The organism is Kribbella sp. NPDC048837 (assembly GCF_055586945.1).
The window spans coordinates 576094-601283 of record NZ_JBVJHF010000001.1; the positions used below are offsets into that span (position 1 = coordinate 576094).

A 25190-nucleotide genomic window follows, 5' to 3' on the forward strand; every position below is an offset into this window, starting at 1 on the left:
GCTTCCGGTGCCGGCCTGAAAGGCTGCGTTCTGATGAACAGCACGATCCCGTCCCGACCTCGCTGGCATGACCCGGAATGGCTCAATGAAGCCATGGCCTGGATAGCGGTAGAGACGAAACGCGCAGGCTTCAACATCGTTGCACCGGTCGAGCAACCGAGCGTTGGACCGTGGTCGACAGTGCTGCTCGTTCGTACCGAACAGTGCACGCTGTTCTTCAAAGCCACCACCGATGCGCACCAGGCCGCACTGACCCAGACTCTTGCAAGCTGGTACGGAGACCGCATGCCGGAACTGGTGGCGGTCGATGTCCAGCGCGGGTGGTTGCTGATGCGCGACGCAGGTCAGCCGTTGCGCGCCAGCATCCGCCCTGCGAAGGACATCGCACCTTGGACTTCCGTGATCCCGCTCTATTCGGAGCTACAGCTAGACGCTGCGCAACATGTGGATGAGTTACTGACCCTTGGCGTCCCCGACAGGCGACTTGCGCGCCTGCCCGGCCTGTTCGCTCAACTGCTGGAAGATGACGATTGCTTTCAAGTCGGCCAGCAGTCCGGTCTGACCGCCGAGGAGTTCCAGCGCCTATCTGAGGTCACACCTCGGTTCGTCGGCATCTGCGCCCACCTCGCCGCGCTCGGGATCCCTGAATCAGTGGACCATGGCGACTTTCATGACGGCAACGTGCTGGTGCACGACGGCCGGGTCACTTTCCTTGACTGGGGCGATGCACGCGTGACCCATCCATTCGTGTCCCTCCGGACATTGTTCGTGAGCATCGAAATCTCGCTCCAACTCGACGACTATGCCTTTACGGCCGAGATGGGCGCTTTGCTCCGCCAGTACATGAAGCCATGGCAACGCTTCGCTCCCCAGGCCGAACTGCTGAGCGCCTTTGCCCTCTCACAATGCGTGGCCTCTGTCGTCAGCGCGCTGTCATGGCATCAAACGATCTCCGGCCTCGACGAATCAGCGCGTCGGGAGTACAGCCACACCGTGCCCGAACTGATGCGCGAGTTCATGCTCTACGAAGCCAAGATCCCGAGGTGAACTTTCTGCCCTAGCGCCGGCGGTCTGCCAACGATGAGTGGCTCTCTCGGCGGCGCGGTGGTCGGCGGTCCGGCGGCGGCCGCGATCGGATCGACGACGAGGGCTGTCGTTGCCATCGGCACCAACAATGCCGTGTACCGGAAGACGGTGACCGACTCGGGCGAGCTGTGTGGGCCAGGCAGGTTATCCCTGAAGGAGCGGGCCCTGACTTCGGTCACTCCTTCAGGATTCGGCGGGGAGCAGGGCGCTGACCTGACCCTATGTGGCCCGGGCGTGCGCCGTGCCCCCTTCCGTGCTCGGTCCGGTGAACCTACGTTCCGGGTTGTCTGTGTCGAGCTCGGGAAGGAGGCTGGGCCTCCACGCCGCCGTCACCCCGGCCGTCCTGCTGCGCGCGGCCGTCCACGGCTACGGCCGGATCGAGACCGCGCAGGTCGCGGTGTATATGAACGATGCCAGCAACAGGGGAACGCTTTGGTCGACCGTGAGCTGTACCTCCGGCGGTGGTGGACCGACGACGAAGAGCGCCGCGAACAAGCCGGCGTGCCCGAGGATGTGGAGTTCGCGACGAAACCGGCACTGGCGGGTGAGATGATCACCCGCGCCCTGGACGCGGGCGTGCCGGCGGCCTGGGTCGCCGCTGACGAGGTCTACGGCGGCGACCCAGGCCTGCGCGAGACCTTGGAGGACTGCGGGATCCCGCATCGAGGCGTACGACGCCTGGCTCGCAGCTAGCCCCGCCGTACCGAAACTCCTGCTCACCTTCGAAGGCTCACCCACCTTGCTCATCGGCAAGGAGATGGCGGCCTGGGCCGATCGTCGTGAGCTGCGGTAGGACCAGGCGCCGGGCGGGATTCCGCCCGGTGCCTGGTGGAGGTTGTCAGCGGAGTAGGTAGTCGGTCAGGCGGTCCATCAGTTGGGTTCGGGTGGCTGCTCCGGTGACGCCTTCGAAGCCGAAGCCCAGGTAGACGGTGTCCTCGGTGGCGACGGCAGCGCCTTCCTGGATACCAAAGCCGGCGCGGCGGACCCAGTCGTTGAGGTTGGCGCCTTCGATACCTCCGGCGTCCTGTGGTGCACCGAGCACGGTCCAGCCGTCCGTCGGGTCGGCGTCGTCCTCGAACGAGGTCGTTCCCTCACCGGTTGAGACCTCGACGTCGTCGATGAAGACACCGGGGAACTGCTGCAGACCCCAGTCGCTCAGGACGGTGATCGAGAGCTCGACCTGCCGGTTGGCGAAGGGTGTCAGATCGATCTCCCATTGCTGCCATCCGGCCGAGCCGCCGTTGCCCGCATGCCACGCCCCGGTGGTTCCGGTGTTGCTGCATGTGCCGGTCGCCGGGTCGAAGGTTTGGTAGTGGGTCAGGAACGGGTGCAGCAGGTTCGCCGCATCCGCAGGGTTGCTCCAGCCGCCGGTGCAGGCCTGGTCGTTGCTCAGATCGCTGGAGGTGTGCCCGTTCACATCGGGCAGCGTGGTCCAGTCGTCCTGGCCGACGGTATGCGCCTCCACGATCATGTAGTCGAAGTCCAGCTCGAGGTTGTAGCTGGTCCAGAACGACAGGGTCGCGCCACCCGCCGGCACCGTGACGGTTCGGGCGAGCCGCTTGTACGCCTCGTCGGCCCGGTCGGAGTACATGAACCTCTGCCCGGTGTGCGGGTCGAACGGCCCGGAGATACCGGACACGTACTCAGCGGCAGGCCAGCTGTTCAGGTGCGGGAAGCTGCCCGCCGGGTCGGTCACCTTCAGGAAGTCTCCGGTGGCGATGAACGATGCGTCAGCCGCTTGGTTCTGGGCGCTGTCAGCGCCGTTGCGCTCCAGTGTCAAACCCGCGAGCGGAGTGTCGATCCCGGCGATCGGGAACGGATCACCTGTGTTCGGGTCCAGTCCGCCATTCGGCGTCGTGATCGCCGCACCGAAGGTGTACTCGATCGGGTCGCCCTGCGAGTCGCCCGAGCCGGACAGTGCGAGGCAGCGCGCGAGGACGGCGGGATCGGCCCGGCACTGCTTGTTCTCGAACGGGTCGTACAGCTGCGTTCCCAGCGCCGGGGTGTACTGCTGGCCGGCGCGTTGGCCGGTATAAGCGACGCGCCCGCCCTCGTTGACGAAGTCGCGCACCTCGAGCAACTCTTGCATCGCCAGCCGCGACGCGTTGCCCGCGGCCCAGCCGGGTTCGCGGGTCACCACGTCATCGCCGGTGTACCAGAGAACGGCGCCGTAGTGGCTGAGGACGCCGAGGTTGTCCGGCGCGATCCGGCCACGCGCGTCCACGTCGTACACGTCGAACGCGATCCCCTGGGCGGTCAGGGCATCGGTGTAGAAGGACAGGTACTGCGGTGCGGTCACTCCCGGCTTGACCGGAGATGCGCCGGTGTAATCCTCGGCCGCGAGGATCAGCACCCTCCGGCCGGTGTCGGATGCGACCTGGTAGGTGAACGACTCGCTGCGCTGACCGCCGCCTTCGAACCACACGGTCACGTTGTCGCCGACCGACGTACCGGTGACCTGGCCGCGGACGACGTGGTAATAGGTGCCGTTGCCAGGTCCGTAGCGCTCCCCTCCGGTCCACTCGGAGGTGGGCTTCTGCTGCACCGGCCCGGCGCCGATCCGGTACTTCAGCGTGACGGCGCCGAGGTTGCGCCGGGCAAGGACCCGGACCTCCTGCGGGTCGCCGTACGAGACGGCGAACCGGAAGTCGAACATCGATTGCTGGCCATTCTGCGGGTCGATGTCGTCCTGGTCGAGGTAGAACGGCGCTGTCGTGATGCCGACCGGCGAAGCCGGGGCGGCAGGGTTGACGGCCGAGCGCGCCAGACCGAGGTGGAACGGCAGTGTCTTCAGGAACTCCGCCTGGATCAAGGCCTCGTCATCCGGGAACACGAAGCCGGCGCCTGGAATCCCTTCACCGAGCTCGGGGGTGTAGGCGACCGTACCGCCGTTGGTGTCGGCGTAGTCGGTGGTCTCGCCGTTGGTGACGTAGAGAGTGTCGGCCGACTGACCGGGGTTGAAGCCCGGGATGGCCGGGTTCGCGTCGGTGCCGCCCAGTGCGACGTAGAGCGGGTTGTCGGCGTCGGGTGTGCCGACCTGCCAGCCCTGGGGGTACAGGAGCCATTGCCCGAACGAGTGAAGGTTCGACTGGAACTTCGGCTTGATCCGATCGATCAGGCCGGCCATCGCCCGCGTCTCCGGCTCCGACGCCGGTGCCGGTCCGCGGTACGTCTCGCTGGCCGGGTCAGGTGACGAGCCTTCGTCGTCGTAGCCCCAGTGCTCGTCGAAGTTCCGGTTCGGGTCGACACCGTCGACGACGCTGATCTGGCCGTCGCCGTTGTTGTCGCGCAGGTTCTTGCGCCACAGCCGCTCGTTCGTGAACGTGTACTGGTACCCGTCCGGGTTCGCGGCGACCACGAACCACAGTTCGGTGCTCTTCAGCAGGTTCTTGACGGCCGTGTCGTTCGCCCGGAATCGATCGACGAAGTGGTGCAGCAGCCGGCGGTTCACTTCGAGGCTGATCCACTCGCGCGCATGCTGCAGCGACGAGTACAGCACTGCCGGGCGGGAGCCGTCGCGAATCCCGGGCGCACCCTGGGTGACCTTCAGCGCGATCAGCTCACGGCCCTGATGTGTCCGGCCGAGCACCACCAGCTTGACCAGATTGGGATTGTCGCGCGCGACAGCGAACAGTTCGTCGCGGATGCCGCCCGGCTCGTCCCACGACCGATAGACCGTGTACCCGGTGCGTGCCTGGGCCGCGGCCTGCTCCGAGACCGACTGGCCCTTGTTGTTGCGCTTGACGGTGACCTTCACGCCGGCGGCGTTCACTTTGTCCCGCTGGACTTGCGTGAGGACCGCGTCGGCTGTGACACCGGCCGCGGTCTGGTGCACCGCCGCGAGTTCGAGTCCGGGGACGGCTTCGTTGATCTTGTCGGCCGGCCCCTCGAGTACGTACATCTCGAGCGGTGAATCCGGCGGTCGGGCGGTTGCAGGGGACGACACCAGGCCGATGGAGACCGAGCCCAGTGCTGCCGTGGCCAGGAACGCTGCGACGCCGCGTTTCGAGGACATCGAGAACACCCCTCCCAGTGGTGGGCAGGCGTCCTCGGCGGGCGTACGACAGCAACCCCCGACCGGCTGCCGACCAAGGACGCGCGCCAAATGTGCCGTCACCGTACTCCCGGGGTATCCCCGGAGCAATGCGTCGAGCATGCCCCGGCCGGCAACCCGCTGGTGAAGCGTTTTCCGATCAAGGGAACGTGAGGCGGACGATTACGTTGTCAATGACTGATGGGTGCCGCCGCTCTCGTCGTTGCTGGTGGAGGTGAGCCAGAGGGTGCCGTCGGGGGTTCGGGGCATGCTGCGGAGGCGGCCCCAGCCGCCGGAGAACACGCGACCAGCAACAGTGTGCGGCCGATCGCTCGACACCCAACGGGTTTTGGCCGGCGAGCCGACGCAGCCGCACGACGCCTCCAAGGCGACGATCCTGGCGTAGATCAGGTGCCCGGTGAAGCCGGCAGCGAGAGCGGCCGCCGCGATCGCCTCGACGGTCAGTGCCGGTGGCAACAACAATGTCAGCGATCACGGCTTCGACAACGTCCGGATCGACAGTGTTCCGTAGCGCCGTGAGGCGACGACCTTGACTCGCTCGATACACACATCTTCTCGTGGATGGCGATGGGTTGTCACCCGGCGGCGTAGATCATTGCCTTGTGCAAGTGTTGCCGATTCGACCGCCGCCAGACCCGCTGGTCGGCTGAGTCCGAACGCGACCTCTGACCCGACTTTCATCAGGCTAGTGCCGCGTCAAGCAACGTTGGGTATGTCATCGCGTGAGCGGATCGTGAAGCCTCCGCCGGCCGACGGCGAGGACTCGCCTCCAGGCTGGAGTGTCGCACTCCGTGACGGCTCACCCGCCCTGATTGATGCAACTGGACAGCTGGCCTGCCGGCCAGGCGACGAGATAGCCGCCGGTGGAGGCTTCGAAGACACAGCCGTAATCGACGTCGTCTCGTGCACAGGCCAGGAGCGGATATTCGAGGCGTACAGGCTCACACGCGTTTGAGCGTTGCTTGTCGAAGCCTGACCGGGATGCCCCGTCCTTCATGATCCAACACTCGCATCCGCTGACAGAACGCCGGCCCGGGCAATCCCGGGCCGGCGCCTCGATCACTTCTCGGGGTAGAGCTTGCTGAGGAGCTTTCCGTCCTTGTCGTACGCCCTGACCGTCAACCGGTCGTCGGTGGAGTGGCTGGTTTTGTCGAGCGCGGTGAAGGCGTACCAGCCGTCCTTGAGCGGCGATTCGTACTTCGGGCCGGAGCCGACCTGTACGACGATCTTGGCGGTGTTCGTCGGTGCCCGCCCCCAACCGGTGGGCAGCGACCGGCCACAGATCTTGCCATTGCAGTCCGTACCCTCGGGAAGAATGGCGGCGATCTCCTTGCCGCGGGTCCCGTCCGGCAACAGGAGCCGCGGGTAGTCCGTGCCGAGGTCGTCGAGGCGCAAGGCGGTGACGCCCCAGCCGTAGCCGGCGCCCTGGATGTCGTTCACCGGCAACTGGCAGGCGATCGCTGTCCTGCCGGACGGTGAGATCGCGATCAGCAGTTCGCGGTTGAATGCGCGGTAGTTCTTCTCGTTGTCCAGACTCAGACGGTCGGAGACCAGGATGTGCCATTTGGTCATGTCGACCCATGCGTTCACCGAGCAGTTGCGAAGCTGGCCGGCCGCGTTCTTCGGGAACGGATCGGCCTTCGCGGCCGCGACCAGTGCGGCGGACGGTTTGTCCCCGCCGGGGATCGTGCAGAACGGGGTCACCGGGGCCCCGGCAGAGTTGTTATGGATGTAGAACTGCGAGCTGACGGATCGGAAGCCGGTGCTTCCCTTCATCGTGCCGTTAACACCGGGGTACCGCAGTGCGCAACGGCGTTCGGCCTCCTGCTTGGAGATCCGCTGGCCGGCGCCGTCCTCGCCGCGCGGGACACCCGGGACCGGGCTGAACTGGGAGTTCTCGGTCTGGGTGCCGGCCACGCCGGGGTCGTTGCCGGTGGTGGTGAGGTTGGGGATGAGGGTGACAGCGAGGGCTGCCGCCGCGACGCCGGCGATGGCGCCGCCCGCGCCTAGGAAGCGGCGGCGCCGGAGGCCACGGCGGCCTCGGGTGAGGACCGTTGCGGTGTCGAAGTGATCCAGTGGTTCGGTGTCGGCCAGGCGGTGCAGCTCAGCGCTGACCTCGCGGGTGTCTTCCATCTCGTGCTCCTTCACAGCGCCGGACTCCGTCGCCGATCGATGGCCTTGCGGAGAGTGTCGAGGCCGCGAGCGGACTGGCTTTTCACCGTGCCCTCCGAGCACCCGAGGATCTCCGCGGTCTGCTCGACCGAGAGGTCCTCGTAGTACCGCAGGACGATGCAGGCACGCTGCCGTGGCCCCAGTGCTCGCAGCGCTTCGAGCACCTCGTCACGGTCAGCGTGCCCGACCGCGAAGTCGCCGTTCTGGACGGCGTACTCCGGGACCTCGGCGATGGTGACCTCCCGACGCCAGGAGCGCCGGCCCCCGTCGTACGCGACGTTGACCAGCATCCGGCGGGCGTAGGCGAACGGGTTGCCGGCCCGTTGCACCTTCGGCCAGGCGAGGTACAGCTTGTAAAGCGTCTCCTGCACGACGTCGTCCGCCTTGTGCCGGTCGCCGCCGATCAGGTACGCCGTCCTCCGTAGCGACGGAATCGCCGCCTCCACGAACTCGACGAACGCCTTGTCCCGCTCCGCCATCCGCGCCTCCACTCTCCATGTCCCCCTCAAGACGGGCGGCCCGCTCCTTCAGGTTGCACCCCCCAAGGCGGAATTCTGAGAGACTCTGCGGTAGGCCCCCCGCTGCTGGATCCGCGCCGTCGATCGTGTGCCGGCTGCGAGTCGGAGTCGGCCAGGTCGCGAAAGGAATCCGGAAGCCGCGACGTGCTCAAGGTCCGGGAACAGCACCCGCCACCGCGAACCAACCCCGTACTCGACCACCCGGCCCACGTCAGCAACCACCAGTACCCCTCTCCAGACACCACCTCGAGACGCCAACTGGCGTCTGAAGAGAGTTCAGGCAACTAGCCGCGTAGCGATCGCCGCCGCGGTCAAGAGGCCCGCCTGTGGACCCGCAATCGCAACGACATCACGGACCGCTTCCCGGACATCGCCGACGCCGCGGCCCGGCAGATCCCGGACGGCGTGGCGCCTGACGGCGAACTGGTGATCCTCGGCGCCGACGGCCGGTTGAGCTTCGACGCGCCCCAGCAACGCCTCGTCACCAGCCCAGCGAAGGCCCGCGCCAAGGCCGCGCAGCTGCCCGCCTCGTACGCCGCGTTCGACCTGCTCGCGGTCAGCAGCGTCGACCTGTGCACGCAGCGCTCGACCGTGCGCCGGCAGGGTCTCGAGGAGCTGTCCAGCGGCTGGGTCCCGCCCCTTCAGCTGACACCCGTCACCGATGACCTCGACGAGGCCATCGATTGGTTCAACGTGCTTCCCGCCGCGATGGGCGTCGGAGGACTCGTCGTCAAAGGGGCAGCCTCCCGTTACACGCCGGGCCGCAGGGACGCCTGGGTCAAGGTGAATTCTCTCGGGATTGCACTTGTCGCGCCGCAGCTCGCGATCGAAGGTTCCGAGGTCGGGCGCTGGGGGAGCCTGTAGTTTCTCGTGCGCGACAGGTGTCGGTGACGTGTTGGTCCAAGCCGATGAGGGCTCTGCGCTCACCGAATCGGCTGCCAGGCAAAGGAGGTCCCGCGCCGATCGATGCGACCGAGTTCCGGGAACGGCAAGTGGTAGGCGCGTACCAGTAGGCGCTCGTCGGCGGCCCGTCCAAGGAACCTTCGCCGCGAGGTCACCGAGGTGGGCAGGTCGAGGTCCCAGGGCGTTGCCCAGTCGGGATGCGTCAACTGGAGCGGGTCGTAGAAGGTGTCACCGACACACAGCAACTGCTCACCCCTGCTTTCCAGGAGCAGTGCGGTGTGCCCTGGTGTGTGGCCGGCGGCGGCCACCGCATGCACCCCGGGAAGGAGCTCCGCGTCGTGTTCGAACGGACGTAACCTCGCCCCGAACTGACGAATCGCCTCCCGGGCCGCCTCGACGTGTGGCTTCGCAGCGACTCCGGCCCTGGAACGTTCACGACGTCCCCGATCAACTTCTGGTTGACCGCACGGTCCCTGGGCTCGTAGATCCCGAACTGCTCCCCCATGTCGTTCATGACACTCAGAGTGATCAGGCTACGAACATCTGCCAAGACCAAGCAGGCGGCTGAGGCCTCATTCGACTGGCACGGTGGTGCAGCCAGGGCCGAGCAGGCGCCTATCTGTAGGCGGCTCGTGCATCGCCAGGACGAGAGCCGCATCGGGCAGCCGGCGCCGTACGGCCTGCAGGACCTGTGCGGCAGTGTCTGGGTCGAGGGCGGTCGTAGGTTCGTCGATGAGGAGAACGTCGGGCTGGGTGGCAAGGGCGCGGGCAAGATGGAGTCGACGTCGTTCGCCGCCGGACAGGTCGCGCCCGCCGACACCGATGGTCGTCTGCGGTCCGACTCCGGCACGGTCCAGGGCCATCGCGACGAGCAGATCCGCGATTTCGGCGTCGCTCGCGCTGGGATTGGCCAGGCGGAGATTGTCGGCGACCGTGCCGGTGAACAGATAGTCATCAGCCAGTACGGCGGTGACCACGGCGGGACCGGGTTGTCGCCGGAGCGCGGCCGCGATTGCGGAGATGAGGGTGGTCTTTCCGCTGCCGGACGGGCCGGTGATGACTAGGGCCTGGCCGGCAGCGATGGCAAACGCGATCTCGCGCGCATCACGCGTCGGTGTCTCGGGCAGTTGGTATCCGGTGACGGCGAGGCTGCGACCGTCGTACGTGGCCCGGAAGGTGGACGCGACCTCTGGCCTGAGGGTCTCGTCCTCGCCGACCGAGGCGAGGTGAGCCTTGGCCTGGCGCGATTGGCACCACGCGCTCGCGGCGGTGACCAGATGCTCGGCATTGGCCATGACACCGGCGGTGAGCAGACCAACGAAGACCAACGTCGCGATCGTGGCACCGGATCTCGCGCTGAGCAGCACTGTCAGCAGCAGCGCGACAGCCGTCACTGCGCGCGTGCCGCCCAGAGCGCGCGCGGTCGTTGCCGCGTGGCGATCTCGCCCGCCCTCGAAGGCGACCAGACGTTCCAGAGTGCGGTGCGCCAGTTGGTCGGTGGCACCAAGCGATGCCATCTCGGGCCATGCCTCGACCGCGGTGACCAGTTCGGTCCGCAGCACACTACGGGTGTGGGTCGAGTCATCCAGCCGGCGCGCCGAAGCCACGGCGAGTACGGCGCAGGCGATCACGGCTGCGGCCAACGTCAGCGCCGCGAGCGGACAGCCGGCGAGAGCGATCGCGACACAGCCGCCCGCGGTCATCACAGCAGCGACGACCACTGGCGCGGTGGCCTGGATGACCGCCATGCCGGTGATGTCCGCGTCGGCCATAACCCGGTCCAGCGACTGACCGGACCAACCCGTACCTTCGGATCCGGCGGCCTGGTCGTACACAGCGAGCCTCGCAGCGCCGATCCGGCGCAGTGCCGCCGCGTGCAGCACGACACGGTTGGCATAACCGGTCGCGATCCTCCCCAGCGCGAACGCGCGTACCCCACCGCTAGGCGCGAGGTAGGAGAACGCACTGTAGGTGCTGGCGCCGGCCACAGCCGAAGCGGCAACGAACCATCCCGAGAGTCCGAGAAGTCCGACGGAGCAGGCCTCGGCCAGGCAGGCCAGCAGCAGCCCGGTGGCTGCGAGTGACTTCGCGGTCATACCCGAATCGCCTCCCGCACAGTGTGGACCGTCCCATTGGCGACGCCGAGGATGACGTCGGCGGAGCGGGCGAGAGCCGCCGAGTGCGTGGCCACGATGACCGTGCGGCCGCGGGTGGCGGTGCGCAGGGCAACGATGATCTGAGCCTCGGCATCCGCGTCGAGGTGCGCAGTCGGCTCGTCCAGAACCCACAGACCCGCGTCGCTGAGAAACGCGCGGGCGACGGCGATGCGTCGCGCTTCGCCGGTCGACAGACTCCCGCCGCCCTCCCCCAGTGGCGTGTCCAGTCCCTGCGGAAGTCGTGCGACGACCTCAGCCAGCCCCGCCGCAGCGACCGCCTGCTCGATGTCCGACCCGCTGGCGTCCGGCCGTCCGATGCGGATGTTGTCGCCTATCGATCCACGGAGGAGGATCGTCTGCTGGCCGATCCAGGCACAGCCGCCGAGCCACGGCGCCGACGCTCCGGTCGCCGTCTGCCACCGGACGGTCCCATGAGTCGGCGCGCGCACGCCAGCGATCAGCGACAGCAACGTGGTCTTGCCTGCGCCGGACGGGCCGGCCACCGCCGTCCAGCTTCCAGCGTGAACGGTCAGGTTCACCTCGTGCAGCGTCGGCTCCGCCGCGCCGGAGAACCGAAAGGAGACGTTGCCCAGGACAACGGTTACTGCATCGCCCGACGGCTGTGCACGAGCGCCCGCCGCCACCGCCGATTCCGGCTCGGCAAGGAGGGCACGGATCGCCGGTGCCGCGGACAGCGCTCGCTCCTTGCTGTGGAAGGCAGCAGCCATGGCTCGGATCGGCTGGAAGTACATCGGGCAGATCAGCAGCGCGAGCAGGCCGCGGAACAATGTCATGCTGGGCGCTCCACCGACCCGGACATAGCCGAGCAGGGACAGACCAACGTACGTCGCGTTGGCCGCGATCGAGAACGTGATCACGACATCCATCACCGCACCGGACAGAGCGGCCCGCCGCACGACGGCAATGGTCGTGGCGTTCAGGTCGTCAGCTGCGCGAGCCAGTTCGGTACGACGTCGTGCCAGCGCCCCGATGTTTCGAAGCGTCGGCAGGCCACGGAAGCTGTCCAGCACAACCGCCACGAGCCTCGTGCTGGCCGCCATTCGTGCGTCGGCACCTTCCTTGGCGAACAAACCTGCGAGCCGCATGTTCACTGGGATGAGCAGACTCGCCAGCAACAGGATCACGGCGGCGGGCCATTGCAGCACCGCCGTGGTGACGAGAATCAGCGCCATCGATGCCGGAGCCGACGCTCGCTGAGGTAGGGCCTGGGCATGGAAGTCGGCGATGTCGTCGGTCAACTCCACTGCTGCGAATGCAGCCGTCGCGGGATCTGGCTCCGCGTGCCGTCGGCTGGACGGCAGCAGACCAGCGACCAGCCGCCGCCGCAGCGCGTGGGCGATCCGCAGTCGACCGGTTGCCTGGAACCGCGCCCCGCTCCAGGTCGCTCCCGCCGCGAGTAGACCACCACCGAACAGGACGCCCAATCCCAGCCCGCTCGGCCGATCGCCGGCGAGAACATCACCCGCGACCAAGGCCAGGCCCACCCACTGGACGATGGTGAACGTTGTCTCGAGCGCATTGCAACCGGCGGCGGACAGCAGCCACCGACGGCCGGGCGACGCGACTGCCACGAGCCACTCGCGCACCTCCACAGTTGCCGTGCCGGCCTGGTCAGTCGTCATCGTGCATCCGGTGTTCGTCGATGACCCAGGCGATCCCGCCGGTGAGGGCGATGAGGATGAGGCCCACGACGCTGAGCAAGCGGCTGTGGTACTTGGGATAGCCGGAGAACATTCCCTGGCAGACGCAGTAGAGCAACCAGGCGACAACGACGCTGACGATGGTCAGCGCCGTCCGAGTGAGCTGTCGGCGCACCGTGTGTGCGCGCTGTGCTCGAGTGCTCATTGGGCGCCTCCTGTCGTTCCGTTCGAGAGATGGTTGGCCGCGGCCTTGCCGCGGAAGGCGTGGTGGGCGAACCAGTTGTAGAAGAGGATCAGTGGCACGTTGAGCCCGATCCCGACCGCGAGAAACGACAGCGTGCCGGGCGGAGCCGCCGTGTTCGCGAGCGTCAGATCCGGCGACGCCAGCACCGGATAGCGGGCCACCACCAGGGCAACGACGAGGGCCACGACGGTCGTCACCAGGCCCGCGAGCGGGAGACCGTCGTACGGCGAAGTCGGCCGCAAGGTCACCACGCTCATCACCGCGCCGGCCGCGGCGAACAGCAGGACCCCGGTGAAGACGATGACCCGCGCAGGACCAGCCAGGCTCAGCGGCGTGGCGGTAGCACCCACGGCGATGAGGCATCCGACAGCCAGCAACGACGCCAGGACCGCGCCGACCGCGCCGCGATGTCCGGCACGGGCACGGAGTTCACCGGTCGCCTTCCACTTCAGGTAGGCGTACCCCAGTGCCAGGTAGCCACAGGTGACGGTCACGGCGGACAGCGCCGCGAACCAATTGATCGCGCCGAACGGCGAACCGGAGAACGCCCCCTCTACTACGGTCAGGTGCGCTGTCAGGGTCGCAACGGCCGCGCCCTGAGCAAGCGCCGCGATCAGCGAGGCAACGCCGAAAGCTCGTTCCCAGCGAGGCGCAGGATGCGCCTGTGACGCCATCTCCACACTGACCCCGCGAACGATCAACGCGAACAACATCACGATCACCGGCAGGTAGGCCTGCGGAAGGAGCGCGCCGAATGCTGCCGGGTAGCCGGCCCACAAGCTGACCCCGAGCAGAACCAGCCAGGTCTCGTTGCCGTCCCAGACCTGGGCGACCTGCTCGAGCATGTCGTACCGATAGCTCGCGTCCGGTTCGATCAAGGAGGCGATCCCGATACCCAGGTCATAGCCGTCCAGTACGACGTACATCAGCAGACACAGCAGGATGAGTAGGAACCAGATCGCGGCCATCAGTTCGCCGGTCCGATCCGCACGGTGTGCACGATGTAGGCGATGTACGCGACCAGCATCACGACGTACAGCAACGAAAAGCCCACCACGGAGAACACGAGCTCGCCGGGCGCGAGGTGCGAGACGGCGTCGGAGGTACGCAGCTGACCGAACACGACCCACGGTTGGCGACCCGTCTCGGCGGTGGCCCAGCCGCCCAGGATCGCGAGGATGCCCATCGGTGTCGTCCAGAGCAGGAACCGGTGGAAGCGTCTGGAGGTCCACAGTTTTCGGCGGAAGCGCAGGATCGTCGCGTAGAAGACGGTGCCGAACATCAGCAGCGCGGCCAGGAACATCACCCGGAAACCCCAGAAGACCGCGGCCATGTCCGGCCGGTCGGCCTTCGGCGTCAGCTCGAGTCCGGGGATCGCAGTCTTGCAGGTGAGGTCCCGGTTGATGGCGCTGCCCAGGCACGGGATGTTCAGCTCCACGAGGTTGCGCTCGGCCTGCTGGTCGGGGATCGCGAAGAGGACGAAGCCAGTGTTGCCTTCTGTCCAGTTGCCTTCCAGGGCCTCGAGCTTGGACAGCTGGTGCGGCAGCACGGCGCCGGCAGTGTGGTCACCGACGAAGATCTGCACCGGGACCAGCATCGCCGCCACACCTAGTGCGATCGACATCGACCGGCGGGCGAACGGCAACGCCCGTCCCTTGACCAGGTAGTACGCGCTGATGCCGGCCACGAAGAAGGCGGCCGAGATCAGTACGGCGAGCACCATGTGCGGCCACCGCCAGACGAACGACGGGTTGAAGATCGCGTCCGCCCAGTCGGTCGGCTCGAACCGCCCGTTGCGTACGACAAACCCGGCCGGTGTCTGCATCCAGGAGTTGGCGGCGATGATCCAGGTGGAGGACAGGATCGTGCCGAGCGCCACCATCACCGTCGAGGCGAACATCGTGGCGTGCCGGACCCGGCCGTCGCCGTACAGCAGGACACCGATGAACCCAGCCTCGACGAAGAACGCCGTCACGACTTCCATCCCGATGATCGGACCGATGATCGAACCGGTCTTGGCCGCGTAGGCGCCCCAGTTCAGCCCCATCTCGAACGTGATGACGATGCCGGCCACGACCCCGATCGCGAATCCGACCGCGAAGACGCGCCGCCAGAACCGGAACATCTGCAGATAGACCGCCTTGTGGGTCTTCCAGTACATCCCGTAGAGGACGCTCAGCAGGATCGACAATCCCACCGTGATGGCCGGGAACGTCATGTGGAACATCACGGTGATGACGAACTGCCACCGCGACAGATCGAGCAGACTCATGGCGACTCTCCGGTCAGGCGTCGAGTGCGGGCGCGTCGGCGGCCGCCTTGGTGAAGCGCGGTAGGGCGGTGGCGCCGATGGCGAGCAGGGCGATGATGACCATCTGCACGGCTTCGACGGTGGCGAAGGCGTGCGGGGTGCTGTGCTCCGCGCGGGCGAGATAGAGGGTGCCGAGGGTGGCGACGCCGAGGGCTAGTCCGCTTTGCTGCAGGGTGATCAGTACGCCGCTGCCGACGCCGCCGAGATGGGTCGGTACGTCGGCCAGCACGCTGCGGAACAGGCCGGCGAACAGCATCGACTGCCCGGCCCCGGCCAGCGCGACCGGGACCGCCATGTCCCACAGCTGGACGTGGGGCCAACGGTCGACCACGACGGCGACCAGTGACGCGAGGCCGGCGAGCTGGATGACCGCGCCGACCGACAGCGCCGCCCGCCCGAAGCGGCTGATTGCCTTCGGCGCGAACAGCGAGCCGAGGAAGAACAGCAACGCCATCGGCAGGATCGCCAGGCCACCATGGAGGGCGTCCTCGTGCAGGCCGTCCTGGACGGTCAGCGCGAACACGAACATGAACGCACCGAAGCCGATGCTGAACGCGAACACCATCACCAGACCACGCGACATCGACCGCAGCCTGAGCAGCGAGGGCGGCAGCAACGGAACCTGCCCACGCTGCTCGGCGCGCCGCTCCACCACGATGGTGATGACGCCCAGCACGACCGCGCCGGCGATCATCGCCCAGGTCCACCACGGCCAGCCCAGCGAGTGGCCTTCGGTGAGCGGGACCAGGACGGCGATAAGTGTCGCGGCGAACAAGACCGTGCCGGGCAGGTCGACACCGACCGGATGATCCGAACGAGTGTCGGGCACGATGCGGGCCGCGACGACCAGCACCACCAGGCCGATCGGCACGTTGACCAAGAAGATCGGCCGCCACGAGGCCCCGGCGATGTCCGCGCTGACCAGCAAGCCGCCGACCACCTGACCGACCACGGCCGCGATACCGGACGTCGCGCCGTACAGGGCAAGAGCCCGGGCCTTGCGTTCGTGCTCGAGGGTGTGATGGAAGGTCGCGAGCACCTGGGGCACCAGCAGCGCAGCGGTCGCGCCTTGCACGACGCGGGCGGCGATCAGTACGCCGACACTCGGCGCGAAGCCACACGCCGCCGACGCCACGACGAAGCCGACGAGTGCGCCGAGGAAGACACGGCGGCGCCCGAGCCGGTCACCGAGCCGGCCGCCGAGGACCAGCAGGGCGGCGTACGCGACGCCGTACCCGGCGATCACCAGCTCCAGCGCGGACGCCGAGGCGTGCAGGGAGACGTCGATGCTCGGCAGCGCGACGTTGGTGATGAAGAAATCCATGATCGGCAGGAACGCGCCGGCGAGCAGGACGAACACACCGACGGGATGCAACCCGCCGGACAGCGCAACCGCACGGGGCCAGGGACGCCCGGCCTGCCGCGCGGGGAGAGTGACGGCCATTGCTTCTCCATCTGGTTATGAGGCGATAACTATCCGAGCAGAATTAGTATGCGCTCATAACTATGGACAGGCAATCATCTATGCTGGCGATGTGACCAAGGACGCAGCACCGCGCCGCGGCCCCCGGCAGGCCCGCGGATCAGCCGGTGAGAAGCGCTGGGCCGACCTCGCCGACCTGGCGCTGGTGATCAGCCGGGAGATCCAGTACCGCGGCTACGCCGACGCGAACGCGGTCGGCCTCACCCAGTCCGAAGGCATGGTGATGCGCTACCTGCTCCAAGACGAAGCAGCCGCCGCCCCCAGCCAGATCGCCGCCGCCACCGGGCTCCAGCGCACCAACCTCTCCACCACACTGCGCGGCCTCGAACACAAAGGCATGATCCAACGCCAGGCCAGCCCGGCCGACGGCCGCGGCGTCACCGTCAGCCCAACCGAACACGGCCGCGCCAACTCCGCCCTCGTCAGACACGAATGGGCGACCACCGTCAGCCAGGCCGCCGGCAACGACGACACCCACCTCGACGCCGCCCTCACCCTCCTCACCACCATCAGGGACGGCCTGGCCAAGACCCGCCCCCAGTCCCCCTCCCCCCACCCACCGGCCTAGAGAGCACGCGCCAACGCGACTACGGCCGGACAGATCCTCATGACAAGGTGAGTGGCTCCTATGCCACCCCGACCACCGACTTGCCCGCCCGGGAGCCGTCTGTGGCGGTCATGCGAGGCACGTCGCGCAGCCGTAGATCTTGCCAACGGGTGTCGTGATCGCGGCGCGTTCCGCAAGCCCTCGGCTGGCGGTGTCTGTGTCCAGACCTGTCGTCGGCTCATCGATGAGGAGTACACCGGGTTGGGCGGCGAGCGTACGAGCGACGTGGAGTCGGCGATGTTCGCCACTGGACAGGCTGCGCCCGCCGACGCCGAGACTGGTTTGCGGTCCCACTCCACAAAGGCATGATCCAGCGCCAGGCCAACCCGGCCGACGGCCGCGGCGTCACCATCAGCCCGACGTGACGCTGCTCGGCTTCTCCCTGGGCGGCTGCCTGGTCATGCGCGCCGCGGCCCATGAGCCGCGCGTACGAAGGGTCATCGCCGACGACATCCTCACGGAGTTCAACGCCTGCTACACGCGCCCCCTGTGCGGTGTCAGGAGAGCCCTCGTCGCCAACGCCGGACGTCTCCCGGCGCGACTGGTCGACCATATGATCAACCGAGCTCGCGCCGGCAGCATGCTGGTGGACTGGGGCATCGGGAACACCGAGCGCGTCTTCGGCGTCGACACCCCATCGGCGGTGCTTGCTGCGGTGCGGCGCCTCCGCACTGCGGATGTCTCGCCGATGATCACGCAAGACGTGCTGCTCATGGCAGGAGCCGAGGACCACTAGGTGCCGATCACGCAACTCGGCGACCAGCTCCGCACGCTGACCAACGCCCGTTCGCTGACCGCGCGGGTTTTCACCCGGGACGAACAGGCCCAGAATCACTGCCAGGTCGGCAACCTCGGACTTGCCCTGCAGGTGATCCACGCCTGGCTCGACGACCACCGCGGCAGGAACGCCGTCCCCGACGACCGCACTCCGCGACCGGTTGCCGGCTCGGCACCGTGACGGTTGCCCGGCCTCGTAAGAGCTGCACGCCGCCCACATCAGTCACTCGGCATTCAGCACGCAGCGGCGAAGGGCATCGTGGGCCGAGGCGTGCTTCTTGACGTCGCACGCCACCTCACCGCCATCGGCCGGCCCCTCGATCTCCGCCGCGCCGGGGCGATCACCGCAGAGACCCTTGACGACGTCGCAGCAGCGCAGAACGTCGAACTGCAAGTCGGCGACATCCTGCTGATCCATACCGGCTGGGCGCGGCACGCGATCGAAGAGCTGACCACCGACGAGAAATCCGCTCTCTCAACCTCCCGCGAGGTCTGCGGTCTGCGGATGGGCAGGCCAGTGGGATGGATGCGGGAGTTGACGGGCAGGGCGCCCGATGAAGCCGCCTGGCAAGCCGTCGCTTCGCCGCGACGTGGAACGGCGGTCTCCAGGGGCCTCCACGGTCGCCTCCGTTGGTGATTAGCTCGCTGATCCGGGCGAATGGAGTGATCTGTACCCCGGAGCCGTACCCACGGCCTCCTGCCAGGCCGCGTTGTCAGCTGCAGACTCGCTCGTCGTCGAGGCGGTGGGCTCCGGTGGCGGGACGTGGGGGAAGTTTGCACGTCGGCACAGCCGCCAACATCGCCTGTCCTGGGGCTGGTCCCTTCACAGGTTTGCGGCTGGGGAGGAGGATCTGAGCTAGGGGTGGAGAGTCTTGGATGGTGTGGGCGCTCCGCTGAGCAGTGGCCGGAGTGCGGCTGTCACGCCGGATCCTGGGGTGCGTGAGGTGGTGCGGAGTCTGATCGGCGTGTGACGTCCGGGGGACGAGATGTCTGTGGAAGCCCATGTGGTGAAGGAGGCCTGGCTCGATCGGGCGCTCAAGAGCGCGGGGATCGATCGAGCGACGTGGCGGCCCGCCCGTGGCTTCGCCGCGAACCGGCGGACGGTCGAGGCTGTCTATGACTACTACGGCAAACTGTTCCTCGAGCACTCGCACCTCGAGTGGGCTGGGATGGCGAGCCTGATCGGCCCGTCGTTCTACGCCGGATTCAAGGATCTCGGATTTCTACCGGACACCGCCCGCAAGATGGCCATGGCTGTGTTCGGGCGGCCGATGAGACGCCTCACCGAGCACAGCGTGGCCGATCTGGGTTTCTATGCGACGACATTCCTACGGATGCAGCGAAAGATCTTCGAGGACCAGGCGACGATGCACGAGGCGTACGTCGCCGGCGGTCTGCCCAAGATCCAGGAGCTCTACCAGCTGCGAATAATCGATGTGGCCACCCTCGAGGCCTGGCGGGACATCGACCGCGGCCAGGCGACGAACGATGCGACCCTGATCGATCGCGGTACCCGCACCCTCCTGTTCCGCGAGCAGTTCGACATCATCGACCGTTTCTACCTCCAGATGCTGCGGCACGATCGGCCGGAGGGCGTGCTGTTCACGTACCTGCTGACGCTCGTCGGTGCACCATCGATACCCGGTGTCCACTCCTTCCCCGAGCGGTTCCCCCTCGCGCTGGTCGCGCGCCTGCCGCGAGGCGTGATAAGCGTGCGGACGCCGCTGGCCAACGGGAACATCGCCGTGTTCGCGAACCGCTGGAAGCTGATCGAGGACGACACACTGCCGAAGTACCTCGCATTCGTCCGGGACCACGCGGACGAAGCACGCAGGCTGGCCGGCACCCCAGTGTCCGAGCGCGCTGTCGGCCAGCGGCTTCTCGAACGTGCCGGCCGCCTCATCGCCGGTACTTTCACACGGTGGGACGTGGACGTCAGCGCCGGACGAGCCGGCGACGTCTCCGTGGTTCCACCGAAGAAGCCGCTGACGGAGGCCTTGACCGAGGATCGGACAATCGATCTCACGAGCCCACCTAGCCGCATCTCGGCCGGGTTCAACGCGGACGCGGACAGCCGGGTCTGGATGAATCCCAACCGCCGGCCATTTGATCTCAGCGTGCTGCTGCCAGGCGGGCGGGTGTACCGCACGCAGGCGGCGGAGGCGGTCATGCTGAGTTCGACACCGGTGAGCGATCCCGACCGGCTGATGGTGCAGCCACCGGCGGCCGGTCTCGACCCCGATGCCACCCAGCGGCTGATCGCTGAGTACGCAGCCGAGTGGGGCTTCCCTGCCGCCGCTGCCACGGACTGGCGTGCTGGAGTGGACCGCCGCGTCGGGAGCGACCGCAGCTACAGCACCCATGTGTTCACGCCCGACGAAGTCGGCTTCGTCCACCTCGAATTCCAGGTCTCCCACCACGTGACCGAGGGCACGTTCGTGGTGTCGACCTTGTTTTCCTGGCCTGGCACACTCCGCGCCACCGATTAGGCGACACGTGCAGGTCCAAATTCACGCCGACCAGGTCGCTTCTCTTCAGGTTGCGCACCCTCTTAACGCACCATCAGCGGCGAATTCCCAGGGCCCCGGGAGACACCCGAGCGCATCTCACATCACGGGCTTGTTCGGCCAACCACGTCGGCACAGCACCAGTCGGTAGCCGTCCGGATCGACGACGGTGACTCCGAAGCGGTCCCAGTACGGGTTGTGTGCTGGGACCCTACGTCCACCTGCGGCTTCCAAGTCGTCGAGGAGCTGGTCCGGCACCGGCCCTTCCAGATAGACCACGAGGAGGTCCTCCACAGTCGGCGTGGGCGTGGTCGGCGCAAGCGGGTCGTTCACAAGTTCCAGATGCCACTGCGCGTCGGGCCAGCCGAGCATCAGTAGGTCGTGCTCGGCTGGGCGGCCGGCTGCTCGGTAGAGCACCTCGAGACCCAGTCCCTTGACGTAGAAGGCTTCAGCACGAACCAGGTCTGTACTGGGCCGCGCGATGCGCACGCTTGCCCGCGGATCGATCATGGAGGGTCTCCTTCACCGTGACCTCGGCACTGACTTCCAGACACCGAATCAGATGGTGCTCCTTCAACCTCACTTCAACTCAAGCCGTCGGCAACTAGTTGCATCCCGATCAGCGACTGTCGCCGAACGCTGCACTCCACGTCCAGGTGATGTGAGCCGTTCAGACGGTCGTCGTACCGGTGTCGTTTCGCCGGTGTGGCCTGTTGATGGTCACCACCGTCGTCGTGTGATCGCGCTCGACAAGTACAGAGCCGGATGTCCTGCGCCCATCCTGTCAGTGGCCGGGAGCCCGATGGGCGACGATGAGGACGCATAAGGATCTGGGAGGGTCATGACTGACAACGCAGTACAAGCGGTGGTCTTCGACCTGGACGGCGTCCTGATCGACTCCGAGCCACTGTGGGACGAGGTACGGCGAACTGTCGTCGCAGACGCCGGTCAAGCCTGGCCTGCGGACGCAACCCGGGGGCTGCAGGGCATGAGTACGCCGGAATGGTCCGCATACCTGACCGATGCCGTCGGCGTACCCGGCCGGCCAGACGACGTGGCGGCAGTGGTCATCGACGCCATGGCGGCCCGCTACCGCAAGCAACTGCCGCTCCTGCCCGGAGCCATCGAGGCCGTCGAGCGGCTCGCGAACCACTGGCCGTTGGGGCTGGCGTCGTCCTCACCCCGGCGGCTGATCGACACCGTACTCGAGTCCGCCCACTTGACCAGCCACTTCCAGGTCACAGTCTCCACCGAGGAAGTCGCGGCCGGCAAACCCTCACCAGCGGTCTACAACGCCGTGGTACGCCGGCTCGGAGCCGACCTGTCCCGAGTCGTCGCGATCGAGGACTCCAGCAACGGCCTCCGCTCCGCATCCGCAGCAGGAATCCACGTCATCGCCGCCCCCAATCCGACCTATCCGCCCCAGCAAGACGCGCTCGCCCTGGCAAGCGCCGTCATCACATCCCTCGACGACCTCACCCCGGCACTCGTCGCATCGCTGCTCTCGTAGGCCTCAGGATCCATCACGGCACGAGGGGGGAGATCGATCTAGGCGGCCAACTCCCACGCTGGAACAAGGCCTTCCAGCCGAACATGGCCCAGTTGTCGACGTGGGGGTTCTTGATGGTTGCGAGATCGGTCTCCGTAAAGACATGAGCCTGGCTACGTTCGGGCCGACGCCACGACGTTGGCGATCGGGTTGTTGAGGAGCGTCAGGTTGAACGGCTCGGATTTCAGCAGAACGATGTCGGCCCGCCTTCCAGGCTCGAGCGATCCGATCTTGTCGCCGGGGCCGCAGGCCGCGGCACCCAGCAGCGTCGCCGAGCAGGAGACGTCCTCCGATGTGATCTCCCAGCTCCAGACAGCTCGCCCGACCGGTACGCGGCGTCGGGTATACCCCCGCGCGTTGCGGTGAGAAGGCTGCGCATCCCCGCGAACATGTCGCCGCTGACAGCGACAAGGCCGTCGCCGCCCCAGCGGGCACCGGTCCACCAACCGCCGCCGAGGCCACCGTCCATCGCGACGTGCAGATCGAGCTTCCTGGCGAGTTCGAAGTCGTAGCGCAGTACCTCCGGAGTGACCAGGAACGGCGGTCGCACCTTCATCCCGAGCGTCACCTGAGCGTTGTCGTCCTGCAGAACGCTCTTCCGCAGCCGACGAACGTCGTCCGGGTGTTCGCTGCGCGCTGCACCCAGGCAGGCTCAAGAGGTCGAGGGATCCCGCCGTACGTCGCATCGACGCGGACGCGATCATCGAGGCCGCCGGAAACGAGTTCCCGACGTGGCTGCGCCCCGTGCGGATCATCAGGTTCGCGCTCACGACTGTCGGCTCCGTGCTGGTGATCCTGCTGCTCATGACCTCGGCTGCGAGCGCCCATTTCAAGTAGCGACCCACGGTCTTGAAGCTCAGGGGAAGCGGGAGGCGGCCGCGATCGAGGCGGGGCCGGCGATGAAGGTCAGGAGCATGGCGATCCCGGCGAAGCGGGAGGTGATCTCCTTGTCGACCTTGTCGTAGCCGACTGCCGAGCCGATGTCTTTGTAGACATCTTCGAGTTCGGCGGCGGACTCGGCGCTGTAGGCCCTGCCGCCTCGAAGAAGCCACCGGATCCACCCAAACGATTCAGACGGCAAGGAGCGCCGGCATCGACGAGATCGTCATCAAACGCGGTGCTGCCGGAGCCACCTGTCACACCGACGGCCGCGACCACCTTTGTGCTGCAGTGCCGGTGCCACTCATCGACACGGTCGGCGCAGGCGACGCATCCGCCGCCGGCTACCTCTCAGCCGTTCTGAATAAACTCCCGATCGACCAGCGACTGGACCCGAGCCGTCACAGCCGCAGCATTCTGCGTCTCGACTGCAGGCGACTGGGAAGGCCAACCGCACCGACCCGAACTCGAACTGGTCGCCCTACCCCAGGCACCACAGTCCGCTGACGAGCTCGACAGCCCTCTCCCCAGGCTCAGACGTTGAGAGCTTGAGTCGTGTGGTTAGTGTGCGTGTCCCCCCTCGGACACACTTCTCAACCACACGCGGGGCAGGCGTGATTGAGACTGCCGCCACTGTCCGATGGTCATAGTCGACCGCCAGCCGAAGCGCGTCGTACAGCTCAGCCAGTTCCCTTTGGCTCGCGCGATTCAGCGCCCGTGCGATGTCGCCCAACTGATCCACCATCGCCCGAACCTCCTTCGGTGTCAGCCGCTTCGGGCGTTCGATCGTCGCCAGACCGGCTTCGGCCGCCCGCTTCTCGACCGTGGCCCCCAGATACTCGAGGCTGAAGAGCCTCGCTATCCAATTGGGGTCGGTTACCGGTAGCTAAGCGTGCGAGTCGCGGCAGTTGCGCTCGCTGACGCTGCTGCGGGCGCGGTTCAGCATCGCCGTCCGTGGGTGATCGAGGCCCAGTCAGGTTGGTGTTCTCCCATCGGTGCCGAAGAGATGAAGTGCCGGTCGGATCCGTCGGGCTTCATGGTGGCCAGGCCGAGAGTGAACTCGTTCTCGCCGACCACGCCTTGGACCAGGAGGATCCGTGAACCGTCCGGGGCCCAGACGGGGTCAGCGGAGAAGTCCTTCTTGAGTGTGCGAACTGGGCCGCCGTTGGCGCTGACGATGTCGATGTCACCGGTGCTGTCGGCCGTCGGGGCCGCCTCGAACACGATCTTCCGGCCGTCCGGAGACCAGTCCGCATCGCCTGCTCCGATGCTGAAGGACGTCAGCTGCCGAAGGTGGCGACCGTCGAGGTCGACCCGGAACAGTGCGGAGCTTCCGAATCCCTGGTCGCCGCGGAAGCGGGTAAAGACCAGGTGCTTGCCATCGGGAGAGAACCGCGGCGCCGCGTCGGCCGCAGCGTCCGCGGGCAGGCGGGTGATGCGACGCATGTGAGATCCGTCCGTCCTCATCACGTAAATGCCCTGCTTGGCCGGATAGTCGGCCCCATCAGAACTGAACGCGATCAACGAGCCGTTGGGAGACCAGCCGGGATCGGAACTGAAGGCCACCGAGCCGGTCAGGTTCTTCACACCGGAACCGTCGGCGTTCATGGTGAAGATGTCGTTGATCGCACCGGTGTGGTTGGTGTCGCCCCGATTGGTGTCGACGGCGAGTTTCCTGCCGTCGGGAGACCAAACGGCCCATCCGCTGTCCGCAGCCAGGTGGGTCAACTGCTTTTGGCTGGTCAGGCTCGCGTTCGACACCCAGACCTGCCAGAAGCCGTCGGAGTCCTGCCGCATAAACGTCACCTGGCCATTGCAGCCCGGCGCGGTACCGACCGCAGACGGTGTGGCCGTCAACGTCGCTGAAATGACAGCGGTCAGGGCGACCGCCACTCCTAAGAATCGTCGCTTCATCAGATAGCCCCCTAGCTTCCCGATCCCACTCCCCTTCCTGCGACCATGCGCGCCACCAGACCGCAGCGCCAGAGCGCGACGGAACTTTCCCACCGACGCGCAGACACGCAGCGTGGCGGATACCAGCAGGTACAGATCAAGTCTGCGACTGCAACAACGTGCGACCCGGCGGATAGGCGCCCGGGCTGGCTGCAGCCGTCAAGGAATGAACGATGCTTAGAGCAACGATCGGCGTACGGACGCCGACCGTAGACCGCAGACTTCACGCTGCGTACCCCGCCGAACTTCCTTGTTCGCTCTCCCGAATCCCGCTGCGATTGTCCCCCTCGGCTGCTTCAACGCCCGCCTGCAACGAACGATCGTCGTTCA

General features: G+C 67.1%; 24 protein-coding genes and 2 pseudogenes. 10 read left to right on the forward strand and 16 right to left on the reverse strand.

The window, feature by feature from the left end; all coding sequences use genetic code 11:
- Positions 1–33: 33 nt before the first annotated feature.
- Both ACZ6O0_RS02810 and ACZ6O0_RS02815 read left to right on the forward strand, forming a co-directional pair.
- A complete protein-coding gene (locus ACZ6O0_RS02810; RefSeq protein WP_465763085.1) occupies positions 34–1047 on the forward strand; it encodes a phosphotransferase in 1014 nt (337 codons plus the stop codon).
- Between the two features lie 409 nt (positions 1048–1456).
- Positions 1457–1740: pseudogene (locus tag ACZ6O0_RS02815) on the forward strand (transposase); the annotation flags it as partial.
- 184 nt (positions 1741–1924) lie between these two features.
- On the opposite strand, the gene ACZ6O0_RS02820 reads toward ACZ6O0_RS02815, so the two are convergent.
- From ACZ6O0_RS02820 to ACZ6O0_RS02840, 5 genes are all read right to left on the reverse strand, one after another.
- Positions 1925–5101: a M14 family metallopeptidase gene (locus ACZ6O0_RS02820; protein ID WP_465763086.1), complete on the reverse strand. Its 3177-nt coding sequence runs from the start codon at positions 5099–5101 to the stop codon at positions 1925–1927.
- A 201-nt stretch (positions 5102–5302) separates the two neighbouring features.
- Positions 5303–5599: a MauE/DoxX family redox-associated membrane protein gene (locus ACZ6O0_RS02825; RefSeq protein WP_465763087.1), complete on the reverse strand. Its 297-nt coding sequence runs from the start codon at positions 5597–5599 to the stop codon at positions 5303–5305.
- Positions 5600–5939: 340 nt separating this feature from the next.
- Positions 5940–6137, reverse strand: a complete 198-nt coding sequence (locus ACZ6O0_RS02830; RefSeq protein WP_465763088.1) for a hypothetical protein — start codon at positions 6135–6137, stop codon at positions 5940–5942.
- 62 nt (positions 6138–6199) lie between these two features.
- The gene (locus ACZ6O0_RS02835) at positions 6200–7273 is read right to left on the reverse strand and encodes a hypothetical protein (RefSeq protein ID WP_465763089.1); all 1074 of its coding nucleotides are present in this window, start codon (positions 7271–7273) and stop codon (positions 6200–6202) included.
- Positions 7274–7284: 11 nt separating this feature from the next.
- Positions 7285–7791, reverse strand: a complete 507-nt coding sequence (locus ACZ6O0_RS02840; RefSeq protein ID WP_465763090.1) for a SigE family RNA polymerase sigma factor — start codon at positions 7789–7791, stop codon at positions 7285–7287.
- Positions 7792–8148: 357 nt separating this feature from the next.
- Between ACZ6O0_RS02840 and ACZ6O0_RS02845 the strand changes: the two are divergent.
- Positions 8149–8694, forward strand: a pseudogene (locus ACZ6O0_RS02845) (ATP-dependent DNA ligase); the annotation flags it as partial.
- A 59-nt stretch (positions 8695–8753) separates the two neighbouring features.
- On the opposite strand, the gene ACZ6O0_RS02850 reads toward ACZ6O0_RS02845, so the two are convergent.
- The 7 genes from ACZ6O0_RS02850 to ACZ6O0_RS02880 all read right to left on the reverse strand — a co-directional run bounded on the left by ACZ6O0_RS02850 (position 8754) and on the right by ACZ6O0_RS02880 (position 16549).
- Positions 8754–9110 (reverse strand): MBL fold metallo-hydrolase, encoded by a 357-nt coding sequence (locus ACZ6O0_RS02850; protein ID WP_465764055.1) that lies wholly within the window; start codon positions 9108–9110, stop codon positions 8754–8756.
- Between the two features lie 195 nt (positions 9111–9305).
- A complete protein-coding gene (locus tag ACZ6O0_RS02855) occupies positions 9306–10829 on the reverse strand; it encodes an ATP-binding cassette domain-containing protein (RefSeq protein WP_465763091.1) in 1524 nt (507 codons plus the stop codon).
- Positions 10826–12532 carry an ABC transporter ATP-binding protein/permease gene (locus tag ACZ6O0_RS02860; RefSeq protein ID WP_465763092.1) on the reverse strand — a complete coding sequence of 569 codons (1707 nt, stop codon included), beginning with the start codon at positions 12530–12532 and terminating at the stop codon, positions 10826–10828. The genes ACZ6O0_RS02855 and ACZ6O0_RS02860 overlap by 4 nt, the downstream gene beginning before the upstream one ends.
- Positions 12522–12755, reverse strand: coding sequence for a hypothetical protein (locus ACZ6O0_RS02865; RefSeq protein ID WP_465763093.1), 234 nt, complete (start codon positions 12753–12755; stop codon positions 12522–12524). The genes ACZ6O0_RS02860 and ACZ6O0_RS02865 overlap by 11 nt, the downstream gene beginning before the upstream one ends.
- Positions 12752–13762 carry a cytochrome d ubiquinol oxidase subunit II gene (locus ACZ6O0_RS02870; protein ID WP_465763094.1) on the reverse strand — a complete coding sequence of 337 codons (1011 nt, stop codon included), beginning with the start codon at positions 13760–13762 and terminating at the stop codon, positions 12752–12754. Before ACZ6O0_RS02870 ends, ACZ6O0_RS02865 begins: the two co-directional genes overlap by 4 nt.
- Positions 13762–15066, reverse strand: a complete 1305-nt coding sequence (locus tag ACZ6O0_RS02875; protein WP_465763095.1) for a cytochrome ubiquinol oxidase subunit I — start codon at positions 15064–15066, stop codon at positions 13762–13764. The genes ACZ6O0_RS02870 and ACZ6O0_RS02875 overlap by 1 nt, the downstream gene beginning before the upstream one ends.
- A gap of 13 nt (positions 15067–15079) precedes the next feature.
- Positions 15080–16549: an MFS transporter gene (locus ACZ6O0_RS02880; protein WP_465763096.1), complete on the reverse strand. Its 1470-nt coding sequence runs from the start codon at positions 16547–16549 to the stop codon at positions 15080–15082.
- Positions 16550–16640: 91 nt separating this feature from the next.
- Here ACZ6O0_RS02880 and ACZ6O0_RS02885 point away from each other — a divergent pair, with 91 nt between their 5' ends.
- Positions 16641–17156 (forward strand): MarR family winged helix-turn-helix transcriptional regulator, encoded by a 516-nt coding sequence (locus tag ACZ6O0_RS02885; protein WP_465763097.1) that lies wholly within the window; start codon positions 16641–16643, stop codon positions 17154–17156.
- Between the two features lie 108 nt (positions 17157–17264).
- On the opposite strand, the gene ACZ6O0_RS02890 is transcribed toward ACZ6O0_RS02885, so the two are convergent.
- Positions 17265–17489 (reverse strand): ATP-binding cassette domain-containing protein, encoded by a 225-nt coding sequence (locus tag ACZ6O0_RS02890; protein ID WP_465763098.1) that lies wholly within the window; start codon positions 17487–17489, stop codon positions 17265–17267.
- A 67-nt stretch (positions 17490–17556) separates the two neighbouring features.
- Here ACZ6O0_RS02890 and ACZ6O0_RS02895 point away from each other — a divergent pair, with 67 nt between their 5' ends.
- The 4 genes from ACZ6O0_RS02895 (at position 17557) to ACZ6O0_RS02910 (ending at position 20461) form a co-directional block, all read left to right on the forward strand.
- Positions 17557–17931, forward strand: a complete 375-nt coding sequence (locus ACZ6O0_RS02895) for a hypothetical protein (RefSeq protein ID WP_465763099.1) — start codon at positions 17557–17559, stop codon at positions 17929–17931.
- Positions 17932–18153 carry a hypothetical protein gene (locus ACZ6O0_RS02900; protein ID WP_465763100.1) on the forward strand — a complete coding sequence of 74 codons (222 nt, stop codon included), beginning with the start codon at positions 17932–17934 and terminating at the stop codon, positions 18151–18153.
- A gap of 90 nt (positions 18154–18243) precedes the next feature.
- Positions 18244–18609: a cyclase family protein gene (locus ACZ6O0_RS02905; protein ID WP_465763101.1), complete on the forward strand. Its 366-nt coding sequence runs from the start codon at positions 18244–18246 to the stop codon at positions 18607–18609.
- A 349-nt stretch (positions 18610–18958) separates the two neighbouring features.
- Positions 18959–20461 carry a hypothetical protein gene (locus ACZ6O0_RS02910; RefSeq protein WP_465763102.1) on the forward strand — a complete coding sequence of 501 codons (1503 nt, stop codon included), beginning with the start codon at positions 18959–18961 and terminating at the stop codon, positions 20459–20461.
- Positions 20462–20578: 117 nt separating this feature from the next.
- Here ACZ6O0_RS02910 and ACZ6O0_RS02915 read toward each other — a convergent pair whose 3' ends face one another.
- The gene (locus tag ACZ6O0_RS02915; protein WP_465763103.1) at positions 20579–20989 is read right to left on the reverse strand and encodes a VOC family protein; all 411 of its coding nucleotides are present in this window, start codon (positions 20987–20989) and stop codon (positions 20579–20581) included.
- A gap of 331 nt (positions 20990–21320) precedes the next feature.
- On the opposite strand from ACZ6O0_RS02915, the gene ACZ6O0_RS02920 reads away from it, so the two are divergent.
- Positions 21321–21989 (forward strand): HAD family hydrolase, encoded by a 669-nt coding sequence (locus ACZ6O0_RS02920; RefSeq protein ID WP_465763104.1) that lies wholly within the window; start codon positions 21321–21323, stop codon positions 21987–21989.
- An 895-nt stretch (positions 21990–22884) separates the two neighbouring features.
- Here ACZ6O0_RS02920 and ACZ6O0_RS02925 read toward each other — a convergent pair.
- Entirely contained in the window at positions 22885–23109 is a 225-nt protein-coding gene (locus tag ACZ6O0_RS02925) for a hypothetical protein (RefSeq protein ID WP_465763105.1), read from the reverse strand.
- Positions 23110–23135: 26 nt separating this feature from the next.
- Here ACZ6O0_RS02925 and ACZ6O0_RS02930 point away from each other — a divergent pair, with 26 nt between their 5' ends.
- The gene (locus ACZ6O0_RS02930; protein WP_465764056.1) at positions 23136–23414 is read left to right on the forward strand and encodes a PfkB family carbohydrate kinase; all 279 of its coding nucleotides are present in this window, start codon (positions 23136–23138) and stop codon (positions 23412–23414) included.
- A 432-nt stretch (positions 23415–23846) separates the two neighbouring features.
- Here the strand turns inward: ACZ6O0_RS02930 and ACZ6O0_RS02935 are convergent, their stop codons facing one another.
- Complete coding sequence (locus ACZ6O0_RS02935; protein ID WP_465763106.1) at positions 23847–24800, reverse strand: TolB family protein; 954 nt, start codon at positions 24798–24800, stop codon at positions 23847–23849.
- Between the last annotated feature and the right edge of the window lie 390 nt (positions 24801–25190).

Coding starts and splice junctions, on each gene's coding strand:
- ACZ6O0_RS02865 (WP_465763093.1), bottom strand. CDS start 12,755: ATGAGCACTCGAGCACAGCGCGCACACACGGTGCGCCGACAGCTCACT.
- ACZ6O0_RS02880 (WP_465763096.1), bottom strand. CDS start 16,549: ATGGCCGTCACTCTCCCCGCGCGGCAGGCCGGGCGTCCCTGGCCCCGT.
- ACZ6O0_RS02855 (WP_465763091.1), bottom strand. CDS start 10,829: ATGACCGCGAAGTCACTCGCAGCCACCGGGCTGCTGCTGGCCTGCCTG.
- ACZ6O0_RS02830 (WP_465763088.1), bottom strand. CDS start 6,137: ATGAAGGACGGGGCATCCCGGTCAGGCTTCGACAAGCAACGCTCAAAC.
- ACZ6O0_RS02840 (WP_465763090.1), bottom strand. CDS start 7,791: ATGGCGGAGCGGGACAAGGCGTTCGTCGAGTTCGTGGAGGCGGCGATT.
- ACZ6O0_RS02915 (WP_465763103.1), bottom strand. CDS start 20,989: ATGATCGATCCGCGGGCAAGCGTGCGCATCGCGCGGCCCAGTACAGAC.
- ACZ6O0_RS02810 (WP_465763085.1), top strand. CDS start 34: ATGAACAGCACGATCCCGTCCCGACCTCGCTGGCATGACCCGGAATGG.
- ACZ6O0_RS02835 (WP_465763089.1), bottom strand. CDS start 7,273: ATGGAAGACACCCGCGAGGTCAGCGCTGAGCTGCACCGCCTGGCCGAC.
- ACZ6O0_RS02910 (WP_465763102.1), top strand. CDS start 18,959: ATGTCTGTGGAAGCCCATGTGGTGAAGGAGGCCTGGCTCGATCGGGCG.
- ACZ6O0_RS02870 (WP_465763094.1), bottom strand. CDS start 13,762: ATGGCCGCGATCTGGTTCCTACTCATCCTGCTGTGTCTGCTGATGTAC.
- ACZ6O0_RS02920 (WP_465763104.1), top strand. CDS start 21,321: ATGACTGACAACGCAGTACAAGCGGTGGTCTTCGACCTGGACGGCGTC.
- ACZ6O0_RS02820 (WP_465763086.1), bottom strand. CDS start 5,101: ATGTCCTCGAAACGCGGCGTCGCAGCGTTCCTGGCCACGGCAGCACTG.
- ACZ6O0_RS02860 (WP_465763092.1), bottom strand. CDS start 12,532: ATGACGACTGACCAGGCCGGCACGGCAACTGTGGAGGTGCGCGAGTGG.
- ACZ6O0_RS02875 (WP_465763095.1), bottom strand. CDS start 15,066: ATGAGTCTGCTCGATCTGTCGCGGTGGCAGTTCGTCATCACCGTGATG.